Source organism: Pseudomonas sp. Sample_16, assembly GCF_004307665.1.
Lineage (GTDB): Bacteria > Pseudomonadota > Gammaproteobacteria > Pseudomonadales > Pseudomonadaceae > Aquipseudomonas.
Genome location: NZ_RCOB01000097.1, coordinates 4,440 through 29,067 on the forward strand (window position 1 = coordinate 4,440; position 24,628 = coordinate 29,067).

Below are 24,628 nucleotides of genomic sequence, written 5' to 3' on the forward strand. Positions count from 1 at the left end.
CTCTGCGTGGGAATGCCTCAAGGGACGCTCAGCGTTCCAATGGCACGCAAAGCGTCCCGGGCTGTGTTCCCACGCAGAGCGTGGGAACGATCAATAGGCCACCGTGCTGGTTTGGAGCGGTGTTTACAAGCCCAGATCCGACAAGCCCGGGTGATCATCAGGGCGACGGCCCAGCGGCCAATGGAATTTGCGCTCGCTTTCCTTGATCGGCATGTCGTTGATGCAGGCAAAACGATGGGCCATCAATCCGTCCTCGTTGAACTCCCAGTTTTCGTTGCCGTAGGAGCGGAACCAGTTGCCAGAATCGTCGTGCCATTCATAGGCATAACGCACGGCGATGCGATTGTCGGTGAACGCCCACAGCTCCTTGATCAACCGATAATCCAGTTCCTTGGCCCACTTGCGCGTCAGAAAGCCTTTGGCTTCTTCTCGGTTGTAGGCGAACTCGGCGCGGTTGCGCCACCGAGTGTCCAGGGTGTAAGCCAGCGACACGCGCTCAGGATCGCGGGAGTTCCAGCCGTCTTCGGCGAGGCGGACTTTTTCGATGGCCGATTCACGGGTGAATGGCGGCAATGGCGGACGAACTTCGGCATTAGACATATCAAGTCTCCGTATACAATCAAGTTAAAACACGTTGTCGGGCTTGGTTAAGTTGTTACAGGTCCAATAACTTTCGCGCCATGCATTGCGCATTATCGGCGGCACTGTGATCACCCATGACAAGCGCCAAGGTAATGGCACCATCGATCAGGATCAGCAGCTGTCTGGCCAGACTCTGCGGATCCTCGGCACCATATTCGGTACACAGCTCGCACACGTAGTCGAGCAGCTTTTGTTTGTGGTCTTTGGCGACCAGCCGGACCGGGTCTTGCGGGTCGCCGGTTTCACCGCTGGTGTTGATGAACGCGCAGCCGCGAAAGCCTTCAGAGTCGAACCAGGACTTGAGCACGCTGAACAGATTGAGCAGGCGGTCCGCCGGGGTCCGGGCTTTGCCGACTTCAGTTCTGTACCAGTGCATCCAGCGTTCGTCACGGCGTTGCAGGGCGGCGACGACCAGCTCCTCCTTGTTGGCGAAGTAGCGGTAAATGCTCTTTCTGGAGACGCCGGCGGTTTTCACCAGAAGATCCATGCCAGTGGCAGCGATGCCACTTTTGTAGATCAACTTTTCGGTGACATCCAGAATGATGTCGCGTGTGTCATTGCTAGTGATTTCGTTCATGTGGCAAATAGTAGAACGATCGTTCTTCTTGGTCAAATGTTTTTCCATTGCCCATAAAACCGCTATCTCTGGCAAGCCAGCTCCCACAGGGAAATGCGATCAACCTGTGGGAGCTGGCTTGCCAGCGATAGCGTCATTATGGACACCCACAAGACCCGAGCCGATCCATGGTGTAAGCTCTCAAACTCTCTGGATTCGACCCATTGCGAGCCCTATGCCGTCGCTTTTCAAACGCTCCCTGCTGCCTAAACTGCGCAGTTTTCCGCTGACCGCCGATGCCGTCACCTTCCTCAGCGGCGCCGCCGAGTTCCGTCGTTGCCTGCTGGAAAAAATCGCCAGCGCCACCCAGCGTATCTATATCGTTGCGCTGTACCTGCAACAGGATGAGGCCGGCCAGGAAATACTCGATGCCTTGCACGCGGCCAAACTGGCGCGTCCACAGCTGGACGTGGTGGTGGTCGTCGACTGGCTGCGCGCGCAGCGCGGTTTGATCGGTGCCGGCAAGCAACCGGGCAATTCGGCCTGGTATCAGGAGATGACCCGCACTCATGCCAGCGAAGTGCCGGTGTATGGCGTGCCGGTGCAAACCCGCGAGCTGTTCGGCGTGTTGCATTTGAAGGGCTTCATCATCGATGACTGCGTGATTTACAGCGGCGCCAGCCTGAACAACGTCTACTTGCACAAGCTCGACAAGTACCGCTACGACCGTTATCACCTGCTGCACAACCGTGCGCTGGCCGATTCCATGCACCACCTGGTTCAACACGGTCTGGTGGCTTCCAAAGCGGTGCATCGCCTCGACCTGCCGAACCTGCCGACCACCCGCAGCCTGCGCAATGACATCGGCGATCTGCGCAGCCGTCTCAAGCACGCTGCGTACGACACCACCCAGGGCTCCACGGACAAGAGCGGTCTGTCTGTCAGCCCGTTACTGGGCGTGGGCAAGAACAATCCGTTGAGCCGGGTGATTGGCGAGCTGATCGGCAGCGCCCAGCATCAACTGACCATCTGCACGCCATACTTCAACCTGCCATTGGCCGTAACCCGGGATATCAACCGGGCGCTGGCGCGGGGTGTGAAGATCGATATCGTGGTTGGCGACAAGACCGCCAACGATTTCTATATTCCACCGAGCGAACCGTTCAAAGTGATTTCGGCGCTGCCATATCTCTACGAGATCAGCCTGCGCCGATTCGCCAAGCGCCATCAGCGCAACATCGACAGCGGGCAGTTGAACCTGCATCTGTGGAAGGATGGCGACAACACCTACCATCTCAAAGGCATGTGGATCGACCAGCGTTACACCTTGCTGACCGGTAACAACCTCAACCCGCGAGCGTTTCGCCTCGATCTGGAAAACGCCTTGCTGATTGATGACCCAAAGGGCGAGTTGTTGGTGCCGCGCCGTGCGGAGTTGGCGCAGATTTTCCAGCACACCCGGCGCATCGAGCGTTTTGGGGACCTGGAAACATTGCCGGACTACCCGGCGGGGGTGGCGAAGTTTCTCAAACGTGTGAGCCGGGTGAGGGTTGAGCGGTTGCTGTACCGCATTCTTTGAATGTGTGGCGTGGCCACTGGCGCAATCGCGAGCAGGCTCGCTCCGATAGGGGATGCAGTGCGCTAAGATGCCCGCCATTCAAACAAGATCAGGGCTTGTCTCGCTCAATGTCCGAAAAAGACACCATCTCCATCCAACTGGTGCGTGAAGCGCTGTTGCAAAGTTGCGCCCCGGGCGTTGTGACCGACGAGGTGTTGCACAAGGTCGGTATCGAGCCGTTGTTGTTGAACAGCAGCACCGCACGGGTTCCCGCCACGGCGTACGCTCGACTTTGGCGATTGCTGGCGCGGCGCGGGGACGATGAGTTTTTCGGCATGGACCCGCGCAAGCTCAAGTCCGGCAGTTTCGAATTTCTGTGCCGCTGCGCCATGATTCAGCCGAATGTCGCGGCGGGCCTGACCAGCGGCCTGGGCTTTTTGTCTTTGATGCTCGAATGCATGCCCGCCGAGTTGGTGCGCCAGCAAAGCCTGGCGGAAATCGTACTGCTGGAAAACGATCACGAGCCGCGCCGCGCCTTTACCTATTTCACTTACTGGATGATCGTGCACGGCGTGGCGTGCTGGTTGGCGGGGCGTCGGATTCCGATCCTGGCCATCGAATTGCGCTGCCCCAGGCCGGACTTCTGTGATGACTATCAGGTGATGTTCTCCGAAAACCTGCGGTTCGACCGTCCACGCACGCGGATGATTTTCTCTGCCGATTGCCTCGATCTGCCGATCAAGCGTACAGCGGAAGAACTCAAACGCTTCCTGGCTCATGCGCCGGCCAACATCCTGGTCAAATATCGCGATCCGCAAAGCCTGGCCAGCCGTATCAAGCACGACCTGCGGCAATTGCCCGCCGAGCAATGGCCAGAAACCGAAGCGCTGGCACAACGCCTGTGCATGTCCGCTTCGACCCTGCGGCGCCGCTTGGCCGAAGAAGGTCAGACGTATCAAGCGCTCAAGGACAGCGTGCGCAAGGAACTGGCGATTGTCTGGCTGGCCGAGCCGAGCATCAGCTTCGCCGAGATTGCCACACGGCTGGGTTTTGCCGATGCGAGTTCGTTCTACAAGGCGTTTCGCAAGTGGTCGGGGTCCAATCCGGGGCATTATCGGAGTTTGATTCTCAACGAGTCAGCCTGATCCGGCATGATCGTTCCCACGCTCTGCGTGGGAATGCCTCAACGGACGCTCCGCGTTCGGCTTTGGATGGGACGCAGAGCGTCCCGGGGTGCATTCCCACGCGGAGCGTGGGAACGATCATTGCGCCAGGTGGGATCTTGGCCAAACCAGTCAAGCAACTTGATAACTTTGACCATTGCCCCGCACACCGTGCAGAGCGAGTATTTCCCTGTTGTTTACGGTTCCCCCAACCAATAAAAAACAAAGGGATTCTGGCAATGCGCGATTACTTGTCTGCTGTTTCACAGTTCGATTATCAGCACACCGTCGACGCTGCACTCGCGGGCGATCTGACCGCCCTCAATGCCTGCGTCGAATGTTGCGACCGGCATGCGTTGCCCGGGCGGATCGCATTGTTTTGGGAGGGACGCGACGGCGCCAGCGCCACGTACACCTTCACCGATCTGCAAGACAAAGCCGCGCGCTTTGCCAATTTCCTGTTGGCCCAAGGCGTAAAAAAAGGCGACAAGGTCGCCGGCCTGTTGCCACGTAACATCGAATTGCTCATCACCGTGTTTGCCACCTGGCGCATTGGCGCGGTCTACCAGCCGCTGTTCACCGCGTTCGGCCCCAAAGCCATTGAACACCGCCTCGGCTGCTCCGGCGCCAAAGTGGTGGTCACCGACGCGGTCAATCGCTCAAAACTCGCCGAAGTCGCCGAATGCCCGACCATCGTCACCGTCGCAGGCGCAAAAGGCCAAGGCATCGTACGGGGCGATTTCAGCTTCTGGGCCGAACTGGCCAACTATTGCAACGATTGCGAACCGGTGATGCTGAGCGGCGAAGACCCGTTCCTGCTGATGTTCACCTCCGGCACCACCGGCCCGTCGAAAGCGCTGTCGGTACCCCTGAAGGCCATCGTCGCGTTCCAGAGCTACACCCGCGACGCCGTGGATCTGCGGCCCGAAGACGCATTCTGGAACGTTGCCGACCCGGGTTGGGCCTACGGCATCTATTTCGGTGTCACCGGGCCGATGTCGATGGGGCATCCGATCACGTTTTACGATGGCCCGTTCACCCTCGAAAGCACCTGCCGTGTCATCAACAAATACAGCATCACTAATCTCACCGGCTCGCCGACCGCTTATCGTCTGTTGATCGCCGGCGGTGATGAGTTCGCCAAGTCGATCAAGGGCAAGCTGCGCATTGTCAGCAGCGCCGGTGAGCCGTTGAACCCGGAAGTGATCCGCTGGTTCGCCGATCAGCTTGGCGTGGTCATTCATGACCACTACGGCCAGACCGAACTGGGCATGGTGCTGTGCAACCACCACGCACTGGAACATCCGATCCACATGGGCGCCGCCGGTTTTGCCTCGCCGGGTCACCGCATCGTGGTGCTCGATGATGAATACAACGAACTGGGTGTCGGCCAGCCGGGCATTCTGGCGATCGACCGGACACAGTCGCCGATGTGCTGGTTCGCCGGCTATGAAGGCGCGCCGACCAAGGCCTTCGTCGGCCATTACTACTTGAGCGGCGACACCGTCGAGTGGAATCCGGATGGCAGCATCAGCTTCGTCGGCCGTAGCGATGATGTGATCACCACTTCAGGCTACCGCGTCGGCCCGTTCGACGTGGAAAGCGCGCTGATCGAACACCCGGCGGTGGTCGAAGCCGCGGTGGTCGGCAAGCCCGATCCGGAACGCACTGAGCTGGTCAAAGCCTTCGTCGTGCTCAGCGCGCAATATCGTGCCGCGCCGGAGTTGGCCGAAGAGCTGCGCCAACATGTACGCAAGCGCCTGGCGGCGCACTCGTACCCCCGTGAAATCGAATTTGTCAGCGAATTGCCGAAAACCCCAAGCGGCAAATTGCAGCGCTTTATCTTGCGCAACCAGGAAATCGCCAAGGCTCAAGAGGCCGCGGCGAAGAACGTTTCAGCTTGAATCCAAGGAAACAATGATGCAGATCCAAAACAAGGTTTTTCTCGTCACTGGCGGCGCGTCCGGCCTCGGTGCCGCCACCGCTGAAATGCTGGTCGCCGCCGGCGCCAAGGTGATGCTGGTGGACATGAACGCCGAAGCTGTCGCGGCGCAGGCCCAGCGCCTGGGCGCGCAAAGCGTGGTCGCGGACATCAGCAACGAAGCAGCGGCTGAAGCGGCGGTGCAGGCCACGGTCAAAACCTTCGGCGGCCTCAACGGTCTGGTCAACTGCGCCGGCATCGTGCGTGGCGAGAAGATCCTCGGCAAAAACGGTCCGCACGCGTTGTCCAGTTTCAGCCAGGTGATCAACGTCAACCTGATCGGCAGCTTCAACATGCTGCGCCTGGCCTCGGCGGCGATTGCCGAAACCGAAGCGGACGCCGATGGCGAGCGTGGCGTGATCATCAACACGGCGTCTGCTGCAGCATTCGACGGCCAGATCGGTCAGGCGGCGTACTCGGCATCCAAGGGGGCGATTGTCAGCCTGACCTTGCCGGCCGCACGGGAGCTGGCGCGCTTCGGCATCCGGGTGATGACCATCGCCCCGGGCATTTTCGAGACGCCGATGATGGCCGGCATGACCCAGGAAGTGCGCGATTCCCTAGCGGCTGGCGTGCCGTTCCCGCCGCGCCTGGGCAAACCTGCCGAGTATGCATCACTGGTCCGGCATATCATTGAAAACAGCATGCTCAATGGCGAGGTGATCCGTCTCGACGGTGCCTTGCGCATGGCCGCGAAATAAGGAGGATTTGTCATGAGCCTTTCCAACGATCCAATCGTCATCGTCAGCGCTGTCCGCACCCCGATGGGTGGCTTTCAGGGCGAACTGAAAAGCCTGACCGCGCCGCAACTCGGCGCGGCCGCGATCAAAGCCGCCGTGGAGCGCGCCGGTGTCGCCAGCGATGCCGTCGATGAAGTTTTATTCGGCTGCGTACTGCCAGCCGGTCTCGGCCAGGCCCCGGCACGCCAGGCGGCGCTGGGCGCCGGGCTGGATAAATCCACTCGCTGCACCACCCTCAACAAAATGTGCGGCTCGGGTATGGAAGCGGCCATCCTCGCTCACGACATGCTGGTCGCCGGCAGCGCCGAAGTGGTCATCGCCGGGGGCATGGAAAGCATGTCCAATGCGCCGTACCTGCTGGACCGTGCCCGCAGCGGCTATCGCATGGGCCATGGCAAGGTGCAGGACTCGATGTTCCTCGACGGCCTGGAAGACGCCTATGACAAGGGCCGCCTGATGGGCACTTTTGCCGAAGACTGCGCCGAAACCAACGGCTTCAGCCGTGAAGCCCAGGACGCCTTCGCCATTGCCTCGACCACTCGTGCGCAACAGGCGATCAAGGACGGCAGCTTCAAGGACGAAATCGTTCCGCTGACCGTCATGGTGGGCAAAGAACAGGTGACGATCAGCAATGACGAGCAACCACCGAAGGCCAAGCTGGACAAGATCGCCTCGCTCAAACCGGCGTTCCGGGACGGTGGTACGGTCACGGCGGCGAACTCCAGTTCGATCTCCGACGGTGCGGCGGCGCTGGTGCTGATGCGCCGTTCCGAAGCTGACAAGCGTGGTTTGAAACCGTTGGCGGTGATCCACGGTCACGCGGCGTTTGCCGACACGCCGGGCCTGTTCCCGGTGGCACCGATTGGCGCCATCAAGAAACTGATCAAGAAGACCGGCTGGTCGCTCAATGAAGTGGACTTGGTGGAAGTCAACGAAGCCTTCGCCGTCGTCGGCATGGCCGCAATGACCCATCTGGAAATCCCCCACGAGAAACTCAACGTGCACGGCGGCGCTTGTGCTTTGGGCCACCCGATCGGTGCGTCCGGCGCGCGCATTCTGGTGACGTTGCTTTCGGCCCTGCGCCAGAAAGGCCTGAAGCGTGGCGTTGCGGCCATCTGCATCGGCGGCGGCGAAGCCACGGCAATGGCTGTGGAATGCCTGTACTAACGCCGCCCCTGTAGGAGCATGGCTTGCCCGCGATAGCGATCTCAAGGACGCCATCGCGGGCAAGCCATGCTCCTACAAGAGCAGGGTGCATTCAGGCTCAAATCAAGGATTCATCATGATTCCCAATGACGACCAACAACAAATTCGCGACATGGCCCAGCAATTCGCCGAGGAACGGCTGAAACCGTTCGCCGCCGAGTGGGACCGTGAGCACCGTTTCCCCAAGGAAGCCATCGGCGAGATGGCCGAACTGGGCTTCTTCGGCATGCTGGTGCCGGAGCAGTGGGGCGGTTGCGACACCGGTTACCTGGCCTACGCCATGGCCCTGGAAGAAATCGCCGCCGGCGACGGTGCCTGCTCGACCATCATGAGCGTGCACAACTCGGTCGGTTGCGTGCCGATCCTGCATTACGGCAACGATGAACAGAAAGAACGCTTCCTCAAGCCGTTGGCCAGCGGCGCAATGCTTGGCGCGTTTGCACTGACCGAACCCCAGGCCGGCTCAGACGCCAGCGGCTTGAAAACCCGCGCCAAATTGAACGGCGATCACTACGTGCTTAACGGCTGTAAACAGTTCATCACCTCCGGGCAGAACGCAGGCGTGGTGATTGTGTTTGCGGTGACTGATCCTGCAGCCGGCAAGCGCGGCATCAGCGCATTCATCGTGCCCACCGATTCGCCGGGCTACAAAGTCGCGCGGGTCGAGGACAAGCTCGGCCAGCATGCGTCGGACACCTGCCAGATTCTCTTCGAAGACGTAAAAGTCCCGCTGGCCAACCGCCTGGGTGAAGAGGGCGAGGGCTACAGGATCGCCTTGGCCAACCTCGAAGGCGGACGCGTCGGTATCGCCTCGCAATCAGTGGGCATGGCCCGCGCCGCATTCGAAGCGGCCCGCGATTACGCCCGTGAGCGCGAGAGTTTCGGCAAACCGATCATCGAACACCAGGCTGTCGCGTTCCGCCTGGCGGACATGGCGACCCAGATCGCTGTAGCGCGGCAAATGGTGCATTACGCCGCTGCCCTGCGTGACAGCGGCAAACCGGCGCTGGTCGAAGCGTCGATGGCCAAGTTGTTCGCCTCGGAAATGGCCGAGAAAGTCTGCTCCTCGGCGTTGCAAACCCTGGGCGGTTACGGTTATTTGAACGACTTCCCGCTGGAGCGGATCTATCGCGACGTGCGGGTGTGTCAGATCTACGAAGGCACCAGCGATATTCAGCGCATGGTCATTTCGCGCAATCTTTGAAAGAAGGAACCACTCCGTGAGCTACGAAACCATTTTGCTGGAAACCCATGGCCGCGTCGGCCTGATCACCCTCAACCGCCCGCAAGCGCTGAACGCCTTGAACGCGCAGATCGTCAGCGAGCTGAACCATGCCCTCGATGGCCTGGAAGCCGATTCGAACATCGGTTGCATCGTGCTGACCGGCTCGAAAAAGGCTTTTGCTGCCGGTGCCGACATCAAGGAAATGGCTGAGCTGACCTACCCGCAGATCTACCTCGACGACCTGTTCAGCGACAGCGACCGCGTGGCCAACCGCCGCAAGCCGATCATCGCTGCGGTGAATGGTTTCGCCTTGGGCGGTGGCTGTGAACTGGCGCTGATGTGCGACTTCATTCTGGCTGGCGACAATGCCAAATTCGGTCAACCGGAAATCAATCTCGGCGTTCTGCCGGGCATGGGCGGCACCCAACGTCTGACCCGCGCCGTGGGCAAGGCCAAGGCCATGGAAATGTGCCTGAGCGGGCGTTTGATCGATGCGGTGGAAGCAGAACGTTGCGGCATCGTGGCGCGCATCGTGCCGAGCGATGAGCTGCTGGACGAAGCGCTGAAAGTCGCGGCATTGATCGCCAAGAAGTCGTTGCCGATTGCGATGATGGTCAAGGAAAGCGTCAACCGCGCCTTTGAAGTGAGCCTGTCCGAAGGCGTGCGTTTTGAGCGTCGGGTGTTCCATGCGGCGTTTGCGACGCAGGATCAGAAGGAAGGGATGGCGGCGTTCATTGCCAAGCGTGAGGCTGAGTTCGTCGGTAAGTAATGCGGCGTTCTTGCTGACGTCATCGCTGGCAAGCCAGCTCCCACATGATGTAGCACCGATCGTTCCCACGTTCTGCGTGGGAATGCCGACCGGGACGCTCCGCGTTCCTTCGCAAGCGCGACGCAGAGCGTCACCGGATGCATTCCCACGCAGAGCGTGGGAACGATCATCAGGACTTCACACCAAGTAATTCTTCAGTTCGCGGGCGATGACCATCCGCTGAATCTCGCTCGACCCTTCATAGATCTGCGTGATTCGCGCATCCCGGTAATACTTCTCGACCGGGTAATCCTCCAGATAGCCATAGCCGCCGTGAATCTGAATCGCTGACGAACAGACTTTCTCGGCCATTTCCGAAGCAAACAGCTTGGCTTGCGAAGCCTCGGACAGACAAGGCTTGCCCGCGGTGCGCAGGCGAGCGGCATGCAGGATCATCAACCGAGCGGCATTGAGTTGCATGTGCATGTCCGCCAGCAAGTTGGCGATGCTCTGGTGCTCAATGATCGGCTTGTCGAACTGCACACGGTCGCGGGCGTAAGCCAGGGCCGCTTCAAAGGCGGCGCGGGCGATGCCCAGCGCTTGGGCGGCAATGCCGATGCGGCCGCCTTCAAGGTTGGACAGGGCGATGGCCAGGCCTTTGCCGCGCTCACCCAGCAGGTTGGCTTCGGGGATGGTGCAGTTATTGAGCGTGACGGCGCAGGTGTCGGACGCGCGAATGCCCATTTTGTGCTCGGTGCGGTCGACGATAAAACCGGCGGTGTCAGTCGGCACCAGGAATGCCGAAATGCCGCGCTTGCCCAGATCCGGATCGGTCACCGCAAACACGATCGCCAGTTTGGCCCGTTTGCCGTTGCTGACGAATTGCTTGGCGCCGTTGATTACCCAATGGCCATCGCGCAGTTCGGCACGGGTGCGCAGGTTGTGCGCTTCGGAGCCAGCCTGGGGTTCGGTGAGGCAAAAGCAGCCGATAGTCTGGCCGCTGGCCAGATCCGCCAGCCAGGTTTGCTTCTGTTGTTCAGTGCCGTAGTTGAGCACCGGCCCGCAGCCCACCGAGTTGTGGATGCTCATGAAGGCGCCGGTAGCGCCGTCGCCGGCAGAGATTTCTTCTACCGCCAACGCATAAGCCACGTAGTCGACATAGGTGCCACCCCATTCCTCGGGGACCACCATGCCGAGCAGGCCCAATTCACCCATTTTCGCGACCAGACCGTCATCGATCCAGCCGGCCTTTTCCCAGGCTTGTGCGTGAGGCGCGATTTCACCACGGGTAAAATCCCGGGCCATGTCGCGGATCATGACTTGCTCTTCTGTCAGTTCGAGATCGTGCATGGCTCAGCTCCCGCTCTCATCAAAACCGTTGAAGAAACTCGCCACGTGTTCGGCGTCCAGCGCCTGCAAGGTGGGCGGGTTCCAGCGCGGATTCTTGTCTTTGTCGATCAGCAAGGCGCGCACGCCTTCGATCAGGTCGCCGCGCTCGAACCACTGGCGGTCCAGGTGCAGCTCAAGGGCGAAGCATTGTTCGAGGCTCAGGCGGCGACCCCGCCGCAGCATTTCCAGGGTCACGCCCATGGCCAGCGGCGAGCGTGTCTGCAGCAGGTCGGCGGTGGCGGTGGCCCACTCGTGGCTATCAGCGACCGTTACTTCGCGCATTTGCTCAACCATACTCGGCACGTCGGGCAGGGCGAAGAAATGGTCGATGGCCGGGCGTAAAGTTGCCAATGGCGCATCTGGCAATTGTTGCACGGCGAGTTTCGCCAGCAGGCCCTGGAGGTCTTTGAGTGGGGTGTCGCGCCACTCCAGCTGATCGAGTTTTTCATCCAGCGTGGTCAGTTTGCTGCTGTCCAGATACCAGTCGGCCAAACCGCAATACAGCGCATCGGCAGCCCGGATCTGCACGCCGCTGACCCCCAGGTAAATCCCCAGTTCGCCGGGAATGCGCGGCAGGAAGTAACTGCCGCCGACGTCCGGGAAATAACCGATACCGACTTCTGGCATCGCCAGGCGGCTTTTCTCGGTGACCACTCGCAGATCGGCGCCTTGCACCAGGCCCATGCCGCCACCGAGGACGAAACCGTCCATCAAGGCCAGCACGGGTTTGCGGTAATGGTGAATCGCCAGGTCGAGGGCGTACTCCTCAACGAAGAATTCTTCGTGCAGGGTGTCGCCGTTCTTGAAGCTGTCGTACAGCGAACGAATGTCGCCACCGGCACAGAAAGCTTTTTCGCCGGCACCGCGAAGAACCACCGCATGCACCTGCGGATCACCGGCCCAGGCATCGAGCTGGCGGTGCAGGTTGCGCACCATGTCCAGGGTGATGGCATTGAGGCCTGCGGGGCGGTTGAGGGTCAGATGGCCGATATGGTTGCGTACTTCGGCCAGCACTTCATTTTGCATGGCTTCCATGGACTGCGGTCCATTCGATGTAACCTGAGCAGTCATCACTAACTCCCTGCTTTTATTGTTCTTTATTAGAGAAGCTCGCGCGCGAGCGATGCAAGATCGTAACAGTGCAAATTTGTGATGTACAACTGGGATATGTGCAGGTTTTATCTGCACAAATGCATGGAGAGAACGCAATACCCTGCAGGAGCGAGCCTGCTCGCGATGAGGCCCTGCCAGTCAACATCGATGCTCAATGGCAGACCGCTTTCGCGAGCAGGCTCGCTCCTGCAGGGATCTCATCAGGCGCTACGGCTCAACACCTCACCAATACTGCGCCGCTTGGCATGCAGTTCACTGGCATGGATCAGCTGTTCGAGGTCTTCGGGGGTGACGTCGAAGAACGCTTCCATCTCGGCCAGGGCCAGTTTCAAGTCCTGGGCGGTAATGGCTTGGGTCTCCACGGGCGTGTGATCAGCAGGAATCACTGCCACGGGCTCGGCGGCACGCTTGGGGTAACGGATACGGGTGAGGTTGTTGTAGGCCAGGGCGCTGAGCAACATGATCGACGCGCCGAGCATCACCGGACCCAGCGCTTTCCAGTCCATGGCAATGGTTGCCGGATCGGCCAGAACCAGGGTCAGCGCCAATGCGCCGGCGGGTGGATGCAGGCAACGCAGCCAGCACATCAGGATCAACGCCATGCCGGCCGCCAGACAGGCGCTGCCCAATGTCCGCCCCAGCACATGAGCGACCAGCAGCGATATCACACCCGCGCTCAGATAACCGCCGATGATCGACCACGGCTGGGCCAATGCACCGGAAGAAACGGCGAACAGCAACACCGCCGATGCGCCCAGCGGCCCGATCAGATGTTGCGCCACTTCGATGCCAAACACCTGACCACACAGCCAAACGCTGAGCAGCGTTCCCAAGGCCATGCCGATGGCAGCACGACTCCATTCCGTTGGGCGGGTGTTGATGGCGGCAGGCAACCAGCGAGCGAACATGATGTGGTGGTTTCCAATAACAAAATTCGAGGAAAAAAAAAGGCTTATCTGGGATAGCCAGAAAGCCCTTGAAGTTGTTCCAACTATTGGGGGAGGAACGCCGACAGTGTGCCGATCATTACTGATGCTGACAAATTCATATTAATGAAGCTTCAGTTCATTAATTCTGATGTAAAGCGACGCGCCGACCAAGTATGAAACACAGGAATTGCACCCCACCGCCAGGACAGTGGCCTTTATCGGCGATATTTGACTTTATCGGCCATGACCGGCAGCGTAACGGCCCTCTTTGTCTGCACTCCGTTTGTAGCGATTTTCTTTTATCAAGGCCGTTTCGTTTGACTGACTTACCTGTTGCTGATTCAAGTACGCCCAAGACCAACCCGCTGACTCTCTATCTGGCGCGATTGGCGCCCTCCAGCCAACTGACCATGCGCTATGTGTTGCAGGACGCCGCCGATCGCCTGGGCTTCGATGAAGTGAACATCGAAGAGATTCCCTGGCACAATCTGCAACCCGAAGACGTCATTGCCCTGGTCGCGACGCTGCGCACCGATGGGTACGCACCGAACACCTCTTCGCTGTACGTCAATGCCGTGCGCGGGGTGATGAACGAGGCTTGGCGCATGAGCCTGATCAGTCAGGAACATCTGCTGAAGATGCGTTCGGTCAAGGGCATTGCCGGCACGCGCCTGTCCCAGGGCCGCAATCTGCGGCGCACGCTGATTCAGGAACTGATGGAAGTCTGCGCCGCCGATCCCCGGCCGCAGGGCCTGCGGGACGCGGCGATCATCGGGATTTTATACGGCTCGGGCATGCGCAAGTCGGAATCGGTCAACCTCGACCTGAACCAGGTCGACTTCGCAGAGCGCAGCCTGCGGGTGACGGCCAAGGGCAACAAGCAATTGATCAAGTACGCCCCGGCGTGGGCTTTCGCTAAACTGGACGCCTGGCTGGAGCTGCGTCGCTCGATGCTCAAGGAAGGCGAAGAGGATGACCCGTTCCTGTTCAATCGAATCCGTCGCGGCAGCCATATCACCCGCGAACGCATCACCAAACATGCGATTTACTACATCGCCAGGCAGCGCGGAACGCAAGTCGGGGTGAAAATCATGCCCCATGATTTCCGCCGCTCGTTCATTACTCGGGTGATTGAAGAGCACGATCTGTCGATCGCCCAGAAACTCGCTCATCACAGCAACATCCAGACCACCGCCAACTACGATGTGCGCGATGACAACGAGCGGCGGCGGGCGGTGGATCGCTTCGATCTGTGAGCCCTCAGCTCAGTACGTGAGCATGGCCGATGGTCGAGATGTGAACGGCGCTGCCGGCCGGTGGGGCGTACATGCCCGAGCTGCGCACCAGCAATGATCGGCCGGGTTGTTCGCTGGTGATCAATGGCTGCAACTGCACTGTCAGCGTGCAGGTGTTGCCGCTGAAATCCCGGTCGGTGACCACCGCACGGCATCCGGAAATTTCCGTGTCGCTGGGCAGCAGGCTGGCCACTTGCAATTGCTCGGGCCGCAGCATGATTTGCGCCGTGCTGTTGTTGCGGTGATTGTTGACCGGAATTCGCCCCAGATCGCAGTGTGCCCAACCGGCTTCGATGCGTGCCGGCATGACCACGGCATCACCGAGAAAAAGCGCGGTCTGCTCGTCTTCGGGATAGCGGTAAAGATCCAGTGGATGCCCCGACTGTACCAGGCGACCGTTACGCATCACCGCCAATTGATCGGCAAAGGACAGGGCTTCGCTCTGGTCGTGGGTGACCAGGATCGTGGTCACGCCGGCATCGTCGAGCAAGCGCGCGACCATCTTGCGCATGGCCGAACGCAATCCGGTATCCAGCGCGGAAAAGGGTTCATCCAGCAACATCAGCCGAGGCTGTTGCGCCAGTGCCCGTGCCAGGGCTACCCGTTGCTGCTGACCACCGGACAACTCGTGGGGCCAGCGTTCGGCCATGCGCGAGTCCAGGGCCACGCTGTCCATCAACTGCGCCACGCGCTGCTGTTTTTCATTGCCCTTGGTCGACAAGCCAAAGCCGATATTGGCCGCCACCGTCATGTGCGGGAACAGTGCGCCGTCCTGGGGAACGTAGCCAATCAGGCGTTGATGCGCCGGTACCTCGTGGGTGCTGTCGACCAGGGTCTGACCGTTCAGCGACAGGCGTCCGCTGTCAGGAAATTCGAAACCGGCGATCATGCGCAGCAAGGTGGTCTTGCCGGAGCCCGAAGGGCCGACAATCACCGTGCGACTGCCGCTGGGCACGGACAGGCTGACGTCGTCCAGCGCACGATAGGCGCCGTAGGTTTTGTTCAGGGAATGCAGTTCAAGCGTGTTCATCGGCCAGCCGTTTTTTTCGATTGGTGATAAAGAAGTCCGGTCAACGGTAGCGACAGCACAATCATCAGCAACGCGTACGGCGCCGCGGCGGCGTAGTCGATTTCGCTGGTCATGGCCCAGAACCCGGTGGCCAATGTGCGTGTGCCGTTGGGGGCGAGCAGCAGGGTAGCGGTCAATTCGTTGGTGATCGCCAGAAAAACCAGTGCTGCCCCGGCGGCGGCACCCGGTGCCGCCAGCCGCAAGGTAATCAGCCACAGCGCGCGGGCAGGGGAGCGGCCGAGGCTGCGGGCGATGTTTTCCAGTTCCACCGGCGCCTGGGCGATACCGGCACGCAGGCTCACCAATGCGCGGGGCAGGAACATCAACAGATAAGCCAGCAGCACGGTGATGGTGGTCTGATAGATCGGCCGTGCGAAATGGATGGTGACGGTCACCAATGCCAGTGCAACGACAATGCCCGGCAATGAGCTGGTGATGTAGTTGCAGCTTTCGAGGACGCGTTGCATTCGTCCGGGATAGCGAATCGACAGCCAGGCAATCGGGATCGCAGCGCACGTGGTCAGGGCGGCGCCGCCGACGCCGAACAACAGGGTCTGCTCCAGTGCCGGCAGCAGTTCGGCCATGTCCCACACTTGCGAGCCTCCGGCAATCAGCCAGTTGCCCAACGTCAGCAGCGGTACGCCCAATGCCAGCAGGCAAGTCACCACCTGCAATGCCAATGCGAGCGCAGTCGACGGCGTGTGCAGGCAAACGATCCGCTGCTCACGGGCACTGCCCGAGCCGACACGAGCATAGCGCGCGGTGCCACGCGCTGCCGACTCAGCGGTGAGCATCGCCAGGCAACACAACGCAAGCACGCTGGCCAGCATGTGGGCAGCAGGCCCGTTGAAGGTGGATTTGAACTGATCGAAGATCGCCGTGGTGAACGTGTCGAAGCGGATCATCGCGTACAGCCCGTACTCGGCCAACAGATGCAGCCCGACCAGCAATGCACCACCGCAGATGGCCAGGCGTAACTGCGGCAGCACCACGCGGAAGAACACCGCCAAGGGCTTGAGCCCCATTGATTCGGCCACGTCTTCGATGGCCGGATCGAGGCGGCGCAGGGTGGCGGCAACCGGCAGGTACAGGAACGGGAAATAGGCGATGACTGAGACCAGCACCCCGGCAAACAATCCGTGAATCGGCGGCACCAGGCTGACCCAGGCATAACTGTGGACGAAAGCCGGCACCGCCAACGGCGCCGTGGCCAGTAATGACCACCAGCGGCGCCCCGGCAGATTGGTGCGTTCTGTCAGCCAGGCCAGCGTGACCCCGAGCGCCACGCACAGGGGAATGGTCAGCAACACCAGCAACACGGTGTTAACCAGCAATTCGCCCACCCGCGGCCGGAAAACCAGGGTGACCACCGTAGACCAGCCTGTCTGCAAGGACACGCCGATGACATAGGCAATCGGCAGCAACGCCAATAACGAAACCAGCACCGACAAACCGATCACCCACGGGCCGCCACGGCTCGCGAACGTGCCGCGAGATCGTCGGCGCAGATTGGCGGGAACGGCGTCAGTCACTCCCGCCGGCAGGGTTTCAGGTATCAATTAGAGCAGTCCCGCCTGAGTCATCAGTTCCACGGCTTTTTTGCTGTCAAGTTTCGAAGCATCGACAGTTGGCGCATCGAGCTGCTGCAAAGGCATCAATTTCGGGTTGGATTGAGCGTTCTTGCCCACGGCGTATTCAAACGATTTGCCGTCCTTGAGGATGGCCTGGCCGTGCTGGCCGGTGATCCATTTGAGGAACGCCTGGGCTTGTTCCTTGTGCTTGCTCGACGCCAGGACGCCGCCGCCGGAAATGCTGACAAAAGCACCCGGATCCTTGTGTTTGAAGTAGTGCAGGGCGGTGTTCTTGCTGTTTTCGCCGGTCTTGGCCTGGTCGACGAAGCTGTAATAGTGATAGATCACGCCGCTGTCGATCTGCCCGGCATTCACCGCTTTGAGCACCGAACTGTTGCCCCGATACGCGGTGAAATTGGTTTTCATCGCCTTGAGCCATTCGAGGGTTGCGGCTTCGCCTTTTTGTTCCAGCATCGCGGCGACAATCGCCTGGAAGTCGGCGCCGCCCGGTGAAGCGCCCCAGCGACCTTTCCAGGCCGGGGCGGCTAAATCCATGATCGATTTGGGCAGGTCGGCGTTCGGCAGTTTGCTCGGGTTATAGACGAACACGGTTGAACGCGCGGCGATTCCGATCCATTTGCCATGGGCTGGACGGTAAGCGGCGTCGACTTGTTCAAGCGTGGCTTTGTCGACGGGGGCGAACAAACCGGCGTTATCGACCAGCACCATGGCCGGCGAGTTCTCGGTCAGAAACACATCGGCCGGTGAATCGGCGCCTTCCTGGACGATCTGATTGCCCATCTCGGTGTCATCGCCGTTGCGCAGGGTCACCGGAATTCCGGTTTCCTGAGTAAACCCTTCAACCCAGGCCTTCGTCAGGCTTTCGTGCTGCGCGTTGTAAACCACGATGCCGACGGAATCGGCTGCGTATACATGACCTGCGCTGACAAGAGCGCTGGCGAGCAAGGCTTTTTTCAGAAAAGACGGGACGCGGAAAATCATGCTTTAGCAGCTCCTTTTAATATTTTCGAGCAAACAGATTCGACAAGATAGACGTCGATTATTGTAGATCAATAGGAATCATTTGCATGTTTGCGGCGCGGCAAATGTAATGCCTGAAATGAGAAAAATTCGTCAACTCATGGGTTTGATGGACAACCTTTTTGTGACCCGGAGGCAGCCTGGCTGATCACCGCGGCCAAGCGTTTGACGTTGTTTTGCTGAGCGGCTACCAACTCATCGATGGACGAACCGGAAGGCGTCTGCAAAGTGCTGCGACAACTCAACAGGGTGTTTTCATCGCCATTGGCGCCCCGCAGGCGCCACTTCACATCGATCAGCCCATACTGACCCGGAATCGAATCGAAGCGTTGCACCTCCAGCCTCACCGATATTCTGCGTTGCGGGTTGTTGTTGACCATCTGGTCGAGCAGAGCGCTGCGCAGTTCATCCACCAGGCTGGCGCCCCACCATTGGGTTTCAAGAATGGCCATGCCTGTATTGCCTTCGCGCACCACGATCTGTGGACGATCCACTTGCGGCGGCACGGTAAGACCTTCGATCTGGATGTCCGTCGTGGTCCTGGTATTGCCGGACAGTTGCGCCGGCGTCAGGGTGTGAAACTGGATCGGATCGCTGCGGCAGGCGGTGAGCAAAGACAGCGCGACGACCAGGGTCATTTTCATTGGAAAAGCCATGGGTGTTACTCCTGTAGTCATTTGCTCGGTGGTCCTTGCAGATCAATGGGGGCGGCGTTGTTCGGGCGGCCACGAATCAGCGATTCCGGATGGCGGCCCAGATAATCAGTAAGGTCGCGCAAGGACCGCGACGTACGTCCGAGTTCTTCCAGGGTCTGGCCCAGTTGCTCGCGTTGTGGCGAATCATCGGCCAGGGTCGAGTTGGCCGATTTCAGCGTCGTTTCGGCGGACTGCAGCGTCTTGCTGACGGTCGACAAGGTGGTTTGAACCCCTGGCAATGTCTTGCTGTTGAACTGCCCCAGGGTTTTGCGCAATTCCACCAGATTGCCGTCCAGGTTGCCGGCAATGCTCTCCACCGGCAGTTTGTTGATCTTGTCGACCATGGCTTCGAGTTTTTCCTGCAATTGCTCCAGGCTACCCGGAACGGTCGGGATGGTGACCGGGCGGGCCGTGGGATCGAATGCCACTTTTTCCGCTTTGGGGTAGAAGTCCAGGGCGATGTACAACTGACCGGTCAACAGGTTGCCGGTGCGCGCCTGCGCACGCAGGCCGTTCTCGATGAACGTACCCATCAGGCGCACACCGGCGGCTTCGTCGTTGGGGTCGTGCTTGAGCGCAGTGAGCATTTTTATGTGTGCCTGGCCCAGACGCTGTGGGTAGATCACGATGCCGACATTGAGTGGGAAGGTGCGTTTCTTGGCATCGAAATCCAGATTGACGGAGACCACTCTGCCGAATTCAATACCGAGAAATTCCACCGGCGCATCGACCTTGAGCCCACGCAGTGCCTGATCGAAGCGCAAGGCCAGGTATTGCGGCTTGCCGCTGGGTGGGGCGAGGGCGGTTTGCTGGTCGTCGAACAGCTCGTAGGCATACTGCTCGGGGGCGGGCTTGTCATTGGGGCTGTATTCAGGTGCGCGGAAGGCAATGCCGCCGACCAGAATCGAGGACAAGGATTCGGTCTTCACCGCAAAACCGTTGGCTCCGACGTTCACGTCAATCCCGCTGGCGTTCCAGAATCGGGTGTTCTCGGTGACGTATTGATCGTTGGGCGAGTGGATGAACAGTTCGATGTTCACGCCTTTTCCGTCCGGATCCAGCGCGTAGGCCACCACCTGGCCGACCGGAATCTTGCGGTAGTAGACCGGGGAGCCGATATCCAGCGAGCCCAGGTCCTGGGTGTGCAGAGTGAAGCGTTTACCTGGCTCGCCGTAGGTGATCGGTGGCGGGTTTTCCAGGCCAGTGAAGTTTTTTGCACGTTTCTTGGCCTGGCCGATATCGGCACCGATGTAATCGCCGGACAGCAACGTATCGATCCCTGATACCCCGCCCGCTCCGATACGCGGTCTGACCACCCAGAACTGTGAGTCCTCGCGGGTGAAGCTCTCGGCCTGCTTGGCCAGTTTGATGGTGGCGTTGACGCTTTTCTGATCGTTGCTCAGCTCTACATCCGAGACGTGACCGATCACCACGTTGCGGTATTTGACCTCGGTCTTGTTGGCGGTCAAGCCGCTACCGGTCTTGAAGGTGACAACGATGGTCGGTCCCTCCTGAAGGATGCTGTGCACCACCAGCGAAATACCCACCAGCACTGCGACGATCGGCACGATCCACACCAGCGAAATGCTGAAACGCCGGGTTTTTATCGGGGCCTGCCCTGGGGCACGTGATTCGTCAGTGATTTGCGACTGCATCCGTGACCTCCTGATTGTGAGGAACTTTCCTTGCGTTATCCCAAATCAAACGCGGGTCGAAACTCATCGCCGACAGCATCGTAAATACCACCACCAGACCAAAGAAAAGAATGCCCGGGCGCGGTTCTATATCGGCCAGGGCTTGAAATTTCACCAGCGACGCCACCAGGGCCACCACGATCACATCGAGCATCGACCAGTAACCGATGACTTCGACGAAACGAAACAGCTTCGACCGCTCCTTGCGCGCCCAGTCGCTGTCACGCTGCACGGTGATCAACAGCAATGTGATTGCGCCGAACTTGACGCCCGGCACGGCGATACTGGCGATGAAAATGATCAGCGCAATGTCCCAGGCGCCAGCTTCCCAGAACTCCAGGACGCCGCTCATGATCGTGCTGTCGGCGCCGTTGCCGACCATTTTTGTATTCATCACCGGCAGCAGATTGGCCGGGATGTAAAACACCAGGGCCGCAATCATGAAGGCCCAGGTCCGGGTCAACGAGTTGGTTTTGCGGCGATGCAGCGGGGCGCCGCAACGTTCGCATTCGTGGGGGTTGTCGGACACGTCGCACGCCAGGCCGCAGGTGTGGCACAGGCATAGATTGAGGTCGTCGGCAACCGGAGGGGTGGTCATTGGATGTCCCATAGTTCGCGGATATCACGGCCGGCAATACGGATCATCATCAGGCTGAGGATGGCCAAGGCAAACAAACCGATGCCGGGTAGCACGTCCAGCAGCCCGGCGAGTTTGATCACCGCGACCATGGCTCCGAGCAGACACACTTCCAGCATGCTCCAGGGCCTGAGGGTTTCCAGCCAGCGCATGCAGAACTTGAACGCCGGTGAGCGTCTGTTGCCCAGTGCAAAACTCAAGACCCAGATCAGCAGCAGCAGCTGGATGATGGGCGCGATGATCATCGCGATCGCTGCCACCAGGGCGATGAATGTGATGGGGCCCAGACTCAGGGCCAGGACCGAATCCCAGAGCGTCGCGCTGTTCTTCAGCCCTTTGAGGCTGATGCTCATGACGGGATAGAAGTTAGCGAAAATCCATAACATCAATGCGGTGAAGGTCAACGCAAGACGCTGCTCTACCGTAAGGCCGTTATAGCGCTGAAGCACGCCGCCGCAGCGCGTACACAGGGTTTTCTGATGTTTGGCGAGCGTCGTTTTTTCGTACACGCAATCACAGTGCTCGCAAATGATCAGTTGATCAGTAGATGCCATGGGCCAGGCTCGACAGAGAGCGGGAAAGAATGAGCACACCCTTAATATAGAAGCGACTTGCAATTGAGCAAATTGAAAGGCTGCACAACGGCATGGATAGACGGGGAAGGGCGTAGAACGGTTATGGGAGCGAACGGATTCGCTCCCACCGGGGGGCTCGCCAGGCCGGGTGGATCAGCCCAGCATTTCGCGCATCCGATACCAGAGCATGCCGAGCGCCAGCAACGGGGAGCGCAGGGCGCGGCCGCCGGGGAAGGTCATGTGTGGCACGGCGCTGAACACGTCGAAACCTTTGCTGTGGCCCGCATGGATGGCCTCGCCCAGCAGTTTCGCGCACCAGTGGGTGACGTTCAGGCCATGACCGGAATAACCCTGGGCATAGAACACATTCGGGTGCTGGTTCAAACGGCCGACCTGCGGGAAACGATTGGCAGTGATGCCGATCATGCCGCCCCACTGGTAATCGATGCGCACGTGCGCCAGTTGCGGGAACACCTTGAGCATCTGTGGACGCATATAGGCGGTGATATCTGCCGGATCGCGCCCGGAATAGTGGCAGGCACCGCCGAACAGCAGGCGTCGGTCTGCCGAGAGCCGGTAGTAATCCAGGCCAACCTTTTGGTCGCACAGCGCCAGATTGTGCGGGATCAGTTGCCGAGCCGCGTCTTCGGGCAACGGTTCGGTGGCGATGATGTAGCTGCCGGCCGCAAGCACTTTACCGCTGAGTTTCGGCTCCAGTTCTTCAAGGTGCGCATTGCAGGCAAGTACCAGACTGCCGGCACGCACCGTGCCCCCGGCACAGCGAACCTGCACGGTGCTGCCATGGATCAGCTCCAGCACCGGGCTCTGCTCGAAGATTTGCACGCCAAGGGATTGCGCGAGCCTCGCTTCACCCAGCACCAGATTCAACGGGTGCAGGTGACCTGAGCCCATGTCGATCAATCCGCCGGCATACACGCCCGAATCAACCACGTGCTGACGAATCTGCCCGGGCTCGATCAGGCGGGTTTCGTGGGCGTATGCCGATGCCTTGAGGTGTGCGTATTCAGCCTTCAATCCGGCAAACTGCGCCGGGGTGTTGGCCAATTCGCAGAAACCCCAGCGTAGGTCGCAGTCGATGCCGTGCTCACGGATGCGATTACCCACCACTTGCACAGACTCCGTCCCTGCGTGCTCCAGATAACGCACGCCTTCGGCGCCGATATGTTTGGCGAAGCCACTGACGTCGTGGCCGATGCCGCGGATCAATTGCCCGCCATTGCGTCCGCTGGCACCCCAGCCAATCCGGCGCGCCTCCAGCACAATCACCGAAAGGCCGCGCTGTGCCAGTTCGATGGCGGTGTTGATACCGGTGAAACCAGCGCCGATCACGCAAACGTCGGCTTCCAGGTCGGCAGTCAGCTCAGGACGATTTGCCATGCCGTGGGCCGAAGCGGCGTAATACGAGTGAGTATGTTCGCGGGTGTACTGGTTCATTTGTTGGACTTCACTTTGCTCCAGGAGCGGGTCATCAGGCGCATGATCGACTGCGGCGGGGTGGTGGAGATGTAGAGTTTGTCGAGCACCGCCTGAGGCGGGTAAACCTCGGGATTGTTGACCAGGTCCGGGTCCATGTACTGCTTGGCGGCCGGGTTCGGGTTGGCGTAACCGACCGAGGCACTGACCTTGGCGATCACTTGCGGGTCGAGCAGGTAGTTGATGAAGGCGTGGGCTTCTTTGGGGTTGCTGGCATCGGCGGGAATCGCCAGCAGGTCGAACCACAGGTTGGCGCCTTCCTTGGGGATGGCATACGCGATGTTGACGCCGTTGTTGGCTTCCTTGGCGCGGTTGGCGGCCTGGAATACATCGCCCGAGTAGCCGAAGGCTACGCAGATGTCACCGTTGGCCAGGTCAGAGACATATTTGGACGAATGAAAATAGGTGATGTACGGACGGATGCTCAGCAGCTTGGCTTCGGCTTTTTTGAAGTCCTCGGGGTTCTCGCTGCGCGGATCCATGCCCATGTAGTTCAGCACGGCGGGGAACACTTCATCTGCCGAATCCATCATCGACACGCCGCACGCGCTGAGTTTCTTGATGTTCTCCGGTTCGAACAGCACGGCCCAGGAGTCGATCCTGTCGATGCCCAGCACAGCCTTGACCTTGTCGACGTTGTAGCCGATGCCGTTGGTGCCCCACAGGTACGGCACCGAATGCTCATTGCCCGGATCGTTTTTCTCTAGCAGTGCCAGCAGTTTCGGATCGAGGTTCTGGTAGTTCGGCAGTTGTTCGCGGTCCAGTTTGAGGAACGCTCCGGCCTTTACCTGGCGAGCGAGGAAGTGGTTGGACGGCACCACCACGTCATAGCCGGTGCGCCCGGCGAGCAATTTGCCTTCCAGGGTTTCGTTGGAGTCGAAGACGTCATAGATCACCTTGATCCCCGTTTTGGCCTGGAAGTCGGCGAGGGTGGTTTCGCCGATGTAGTCGGTCCAGTTATAGACGCTGACCTGGGGCTGAGCCTGGGCCACGGCGGTGAACAGGACCATCAGCGCGCTCGGGACCATGGATTTCAATAGACGCATATCGATACCTTCTTGGAATTATTGGATTGTTCAGGTGATTCATGGCCCCTGTGGGAGCGGGCTTGCCCGCGATGGCGGCGCATCAGTCGACAAAAATGGTGAATGTGCCGGCCAAATCGCTGGCAAGCCAGCTCCCACAGGGGAATGTTGATCGTTCCTACGCTCCGCGTGGGAATGCCTCCACGGACGCTCCGCGTTCGGCTGTTGCAGGGACGCGGAGCGTCCCGGGCTGTGTTCCCACGCAGAGCGTGGGAACGATCA

The 24,628-nt window shown here is 59.9% G+C and carries 22 protein-coding genes; 8 read left to right on the forward strand and 14 right to left on the reverse strand.

Features of this window, described 5'->3' with window-relative positions:
- Positions 1-123 precede the first annotated feature (123 nt).
- Positions 124-600: a nuclear transport factor 2 family protein gene (locus D8U69_RS13860; RefSeq protein ID WP_056855276.1), complete on the reverse strand. Its 477-nt coding sequence runs from the start codon at positions 598-600 to the stop codon at positions 124-126.
- A gap of 55 nt (positions 601-655) precedes the next feature.
- Positions 656-1,219 (reverse strand): TetR/AcrR family transcriptional regulator, encoded by a 564-nt coding sequence (locus D8U69_RS13865; protein WP_130904921.1) that lies wholly within the window; start codon positions 1,217-1,219, stop codon positions 656-658.
- A 214-nt stretch (positions 1,220-1,433) separates the two neighbouring features.
- Here D8U69_RS13865 and pssA point away from each other — a divergent pair, with 214 nt between their 5' ends.
- The 7 genes from pssA to D8U69_RS13900 all read left to right on the forward strand — a co-directional run bounded on the left by pssA (position 1,434) and on the right by D8U69_RS13900 (position 9,840).
- Positions 1,434-2,777: a CDP-diacylglycerol--serine O-phosphatidyltransferase gene (gene pssA / locus D8U69_RS13870; protein WP_130907507.1), complete on the forward strand. Its 1,344-nt coding sequence runs from the start codon at positions 1,434-1,436 to the stop codon at positions 2,775-2,777.
- Positions 2,778-2,884: 107 nt separating this feature from the next.
- The gene (locus tag D8U69_RS13875) at positions 2,885-3,901 is read left to right on the forward strand and encodes an AraC family transcriptional regulator (RefSeq protein WP_130907508.1); all 1,017 of its coding nucleotides are present in this window, start codon (positions 2,885-2,887) and stop codon (positions 3,899-3,901) included.
- A 257-nt stretch (positions 3,902-4,158) separates the two neighbouring features.
- Positions 4,159-5,823 (forward strand): AMP-binding protein, encoded by a 1,665-nt coding sequence (locus D8U69_RS13880; RefSeq protein WP_130907509.1) that lies wholly within the window; start codon positions 4,159-4,161, stop codon positions 5,821-5,823.
- Positions 5,824-5,839: 16 nt separating this feature from the next.
- The gene (locus D8U69_RS13885; RefSeq protein WP_130907510.1) at positions 5,840-6,601 is read left to right on the forward strand and encodes an SDR family NAD(P)-dependent oxidoreductase; all 762 of its coding nucleotides are present in this window, start codon (positions 5,840-5,842) and stop codon (positions 6,599-6,601) included.
- Positions 6,602-6,613: 12 nt separating this feature from the next.
- Entirely contained in the window at positions 6,614-7,807 is a 1,194-nt protein-coding gene (locus D8U69_RS13890; RefSeq protein ID WP_130904809.1) for an acetyl-CoA C-acyltransferase, read from the forward strand.
- Positions 7,808-7,922: 115 nt separating this feature from the next.
- Positions 7,923-9,050: an acyl-CoA dehydrogenase gene (locus D8U69_RS13895; protein ID WP_130907511.1), complete on the forward strand. Its 1,128-nt coding sequence runs from the start codon at positions 7,923-7,925 to the stop codon at positions 9,048-9,050.
- Positions 9,051-9,066: 16 nt separating this feature from the next.
- The gene (locus D8U69_RS13900) at positions 9,067-9,840 is read left to right on the forward strand and encodes an enoyl-CoA hydratase (RefSeq protein ID WP_130907512.1); all 774 of its coding nucleotides are present in this window, start codon (positions 9,067-9,069) and stop codon (positions 9,838-9,840) included.
- A gap of 177 nt (positions 9,841-10,017) precedes the next feature.
- Here the strand turns inward: D8U69_RS13900 and D8U69_RS13905 are convergent, their stop codons facing one another.
- The 3 genes from D8U69_RS13905 to D8U69_RS13920 all read right to left on the reverse strand — a co-directional run bounded on the left by D8U69_RS13905 (position 10,018) and on the right by D8U69_RS13920 (position 13,229).
- Positions 10,018-11,169, reverse strand: a complete 1,152-nt coding sequence (locus D8U69_RS13905) for an acyl-CoA dehydrogenase family protein (RefSeq protein ID WP_130907513.1) — start codon at positions 11,167-11,169, stop codon at positions 10,018-10,020.
- A 3-nt stretch (positions 11,170-11,172) separates the two neighbouring features.
- Positions 11,173-12,279 (reverse strand): enoyl-CoA hydratase/isomerase family protein, encoded by a 1,107-nt coding sequence (locus D8U69_RS13910; protein WP_056855286.1) that lies wholly within the window; start codon positions 12,277-12,279, stop codon positions 11,173-11,175.
- Positions 12,280-12,521: 242 nt separating this feature from the next.
- Positions 12,522-13,229 carry an HPP family protein gene (locus D8U69_RS13920; protein WP_056855287.1) on the reverse strand — a complete coding sequence of 236 codons (708 nt, stop codon included), beginning with the start codon at positions 13,227-13,229 and terminating at the stop codon, positions 12,522-12,524.
- Between the two features lie 338 nt (positions 13,230-13,567).
- Between D8U69_RS13920 and D8U69_RS13925 the strand changes: the two genes are divergently transcribed.
- A complete protein-coding gene (locus D8U69_RS13925; RefSeq protein WP_130907514.1) occupies positions 13,568-14,506 on the forward strand; it encodes a tyrosine-type recombinase/integrase in 939 nt (312 codons plus the stop codon).
- Between the two features lie 4 nt (positions 14,507-14,510).
- Here the strand turns inward: D8U69_RS13925 and D8U69_RS13930 are convergent, their stop codons facing one another.
- From D8U69_RS13930 to D8U69_RS13970, 9 genes are all read right to left on the reverse strand, one after another.
- Positions 14,511-15,575, reverse strand: a complete 1,065-nt coding sequence (locus D8U69_RS13930) for an ABC transporter ATP-binding protein (RefSeq protein ID WP_130904812.1) — start codon at positions 15,573-15,575, stop codon at positions 14,511-14,513.
- Entirely contained in the window at positions 15,572-17,122 is a 1,551-nt protein-coding gene (locus D8U69_RS13935; RefSeq protein WP_177434570.1) for an iron ABC transporter permease, read from the reverse strand. Before D8U69_RS13935 ends, D8U69_RS13930 begins: the two co-directional genes overlap by 4 nt.
- Before the next feature lie 51 nt (positions 17,123-17,173).
- Positions 17,174-18,187: an iron ABC transporter substrate-binding protein gene (locus D8U69_RS13940; protein WP_130907515.1), complete on the reverse strand. Its 1,014-nt coding sequence runs from the start codon at positions 18,185-18,187 to the stop codon at positions 17,174-17,176.
- Positions 18,188-18,324: 137 nt separating this feature from the next.
- Positions 18,325-18,882, reverse strand: coding sequence for a PqiC family protein (locus D8U69_RS13945; protein WP_056855291.1), 558 nt, complete (start codon positions 18,880-18,882; stop codon positions 18,325-18,327).
- A 17-nt stretch (positions 18,883-18,899) separates the two neighbouring features.
- Entirely contained in the window at positions 18,900-20,576 is a 1,677-nt protein-coding gene (locus D8U69_RS13950; protein ID WP_056855292.1) for an MlaD family protein, read from the reverse strand.
- Positions 20,557-21,213: a paraquat-inducible protein A gene (locus D8U69_RS13955; RefSeq protein WP_130904814.1), complete on the reverse strand. Its 657-nt coding sequence runs from the start codon at positions 21,211-21,213 to the stop codon at positions 20,557-20,559. Before D8U69_RS13955 ends, D8U69_RS13950 begins: the two co-directional genes overlap by 20 nt.
- Positions 21,210-21,806, reverse strand: a complete 597-nt coding sequence (locus D8U69_RS13960) for a paraquat-inducible protein A (RefSeq protein ID WP_056855294.1) — start codon at positions 21,804-21,806, stop codon at positions 21,210-21,212. Before D8U69_RS13960 ends, D8U69_RS13955 begins: the two co-directional genes overlap by 4 nt.
- 174 nt (positions 21,807-21,980) lie before the next feature.
- Positions 21,981-23,282 (reverse strand): FAD-binding oxidoreductase, encoded by a 1,302-nt coding sequence (locus tag D8U69_RS13965; protein WP_130907516.1) that lies wholly within the window; start codon positions 23,280-23,282, stop codon positions 21,981-21,983.
- Positions 23,279-24,367, reverse strand: a complete 1,089-nt coding sequence (locus D8U69_RS13970; RefSeq protein WP_130907517.1) for a polyamine ABC transporter substrate-binding protein — start codon at positions 24,365-24,367, stop codon at positions 23,279-23,281. Before D8U69_RS13970 ends, D8U69_RS13965 begins: the two co-directional genes overlap by 4 nt.
- Positions 24,368-24,628: the final 261 nt, after the last annotated feature.

Excerpts from the sequence above, each read along its gene's own strand:
- D8U69_RS13860 (WP_056855276.1), bottom strand. The coding sequence starts at position 600 with ATGTCTAATGCCGAAGTTCGTCCGCCATTGCCGCCATTCACCCGTGAA.
- D8U69_RS13865 (WP_130904921.1), bottom strand. The coding sequence starts at position 1,219 with ATGAACGAAATCACTAGCAATGACACACGCGACATCATTCTGGATGTC.
- pssA (WP_130907507.1), top strand. The coding sequence starts at position 1,434 with ATGCCGTCGCTTTTCAAACGCTCCCTGCTGCCTAAACTGCGCAGTTTT.
- D8U69_RS13875 (WP_130907508.1), top strand. The coding sequence starts at position 2,885 with ATGTCCGAAAAAGACACCATCTCCATCCAACTGGTGCGTGAAGCGCTG.
- D8U69_RS13880 (WP_130907509.1), top strand. The coding sequence starts at position 4,159 with ATGCGCGATTACTTGTCTGCTGTTTCACAGTTCGATTATCAGCACACC.
- D8U69_RS13885 (WP_130907510.1), top strand. The coding sequence starts at position 5,840 with ATGCAGATCCAAAACAAGGTTTTTCTCGTCACTGGCGGCGCGTCCGGC.
- D8U69_RS13890 (WP_130904809.1), top strand. The coding sequence starts at position 6,614 with ATGAGCCTTTCCAACGATCCAATCGTCATCGTCAGCGCTGTCCGCACC.
- D8U69_RS13895 (WP_130907511.1), top strand. The coding sequence starts at position 7,923 with ATGATTCCCAATGACGACCAACAACAAATTCGCGACATGGCCCAGCAA.
- D8U69_RS13905 (WP_130907513.1), bottom strand. The coding sequence starts at position 11,169 with ATGCACGATCTCGAACTGACAGAAGAGCAAGTCATGATCCGCGACATG.
- D8U69_RS13910 (WP_056855286.1), bottom strand. The coding sequence starts at position 12,279 with ATGACTGCTCAGGTTACATCGAATGGACCGCAGTCCATGGAAGCCATG.
- D8U69_RS13920 (WP_056855287.1), bottom strand. The coding sequence starts at position 13,229 with ATGTTCGCTCGCTGGTTGCCTGCCGCCATCAACACCCGCCCAACGGAA.
- D8U69_RS13930 (WP_130904812.1), bottom strand. The coding sequence starts at position 15,575 with ATGAACACGCTTGAACTGCATTCCCTGAACAAAACCTACGGCGCCTAT.
- D8U69_RS13940 (WP_130907515.1), bottom strand. The coding sequence starts at position 18,187 with ATGATTTTCCGCGTCCCGTCTTTTCTGAAAAAAGCCTTGCTCGCCAGC.
- D8U69_RS13945 (WP_056855291.1), bottom strand. The coding sequence starts at position 18,882 with ATGGCTTTTCCAATGAAAATGACCCTGGTCGTCGCGCTGTCTTTGCTC.
- D8U69_RS13950 (WP_056855292.1), bottom strand. The coding sequence starts at position 20,576 with ATGCAGTCGCAAATCACTGACGAATCACGTGCCCCAGGGCAGGCCCCG.
- D8U69_RS13955 (WP_130904814.1), bottom strand. The coding sequence starts at position 21,213 with ATGACCACCCCTCCGGTTGCCGACGACCTCAATCTATGCCTGTGCCAC.
- D8U69_RS13960 (WP_056855294.1), bottom strand. The coding sequence starts at position 21,806 with ATGGCATCTACTGATCAACTGATCATTTGCGAGCACTGTGATTGCGTG.
- D8U69_RS13965 (WP_130907516.1), bottom strand. The coding sequence starts at position 23,282 with ATGAACCAGTACACCCGCGAACATACTCACTCGTATTACGCCGCTTCG.
- D8U69_RS13970 (WP_130907517.1), bottom strand. The coding sequence starts at position 24,367 with ATGCGTCTATTGAAATCCATGGTCCCGAGCGCGCTGATGGTCCTGTTC.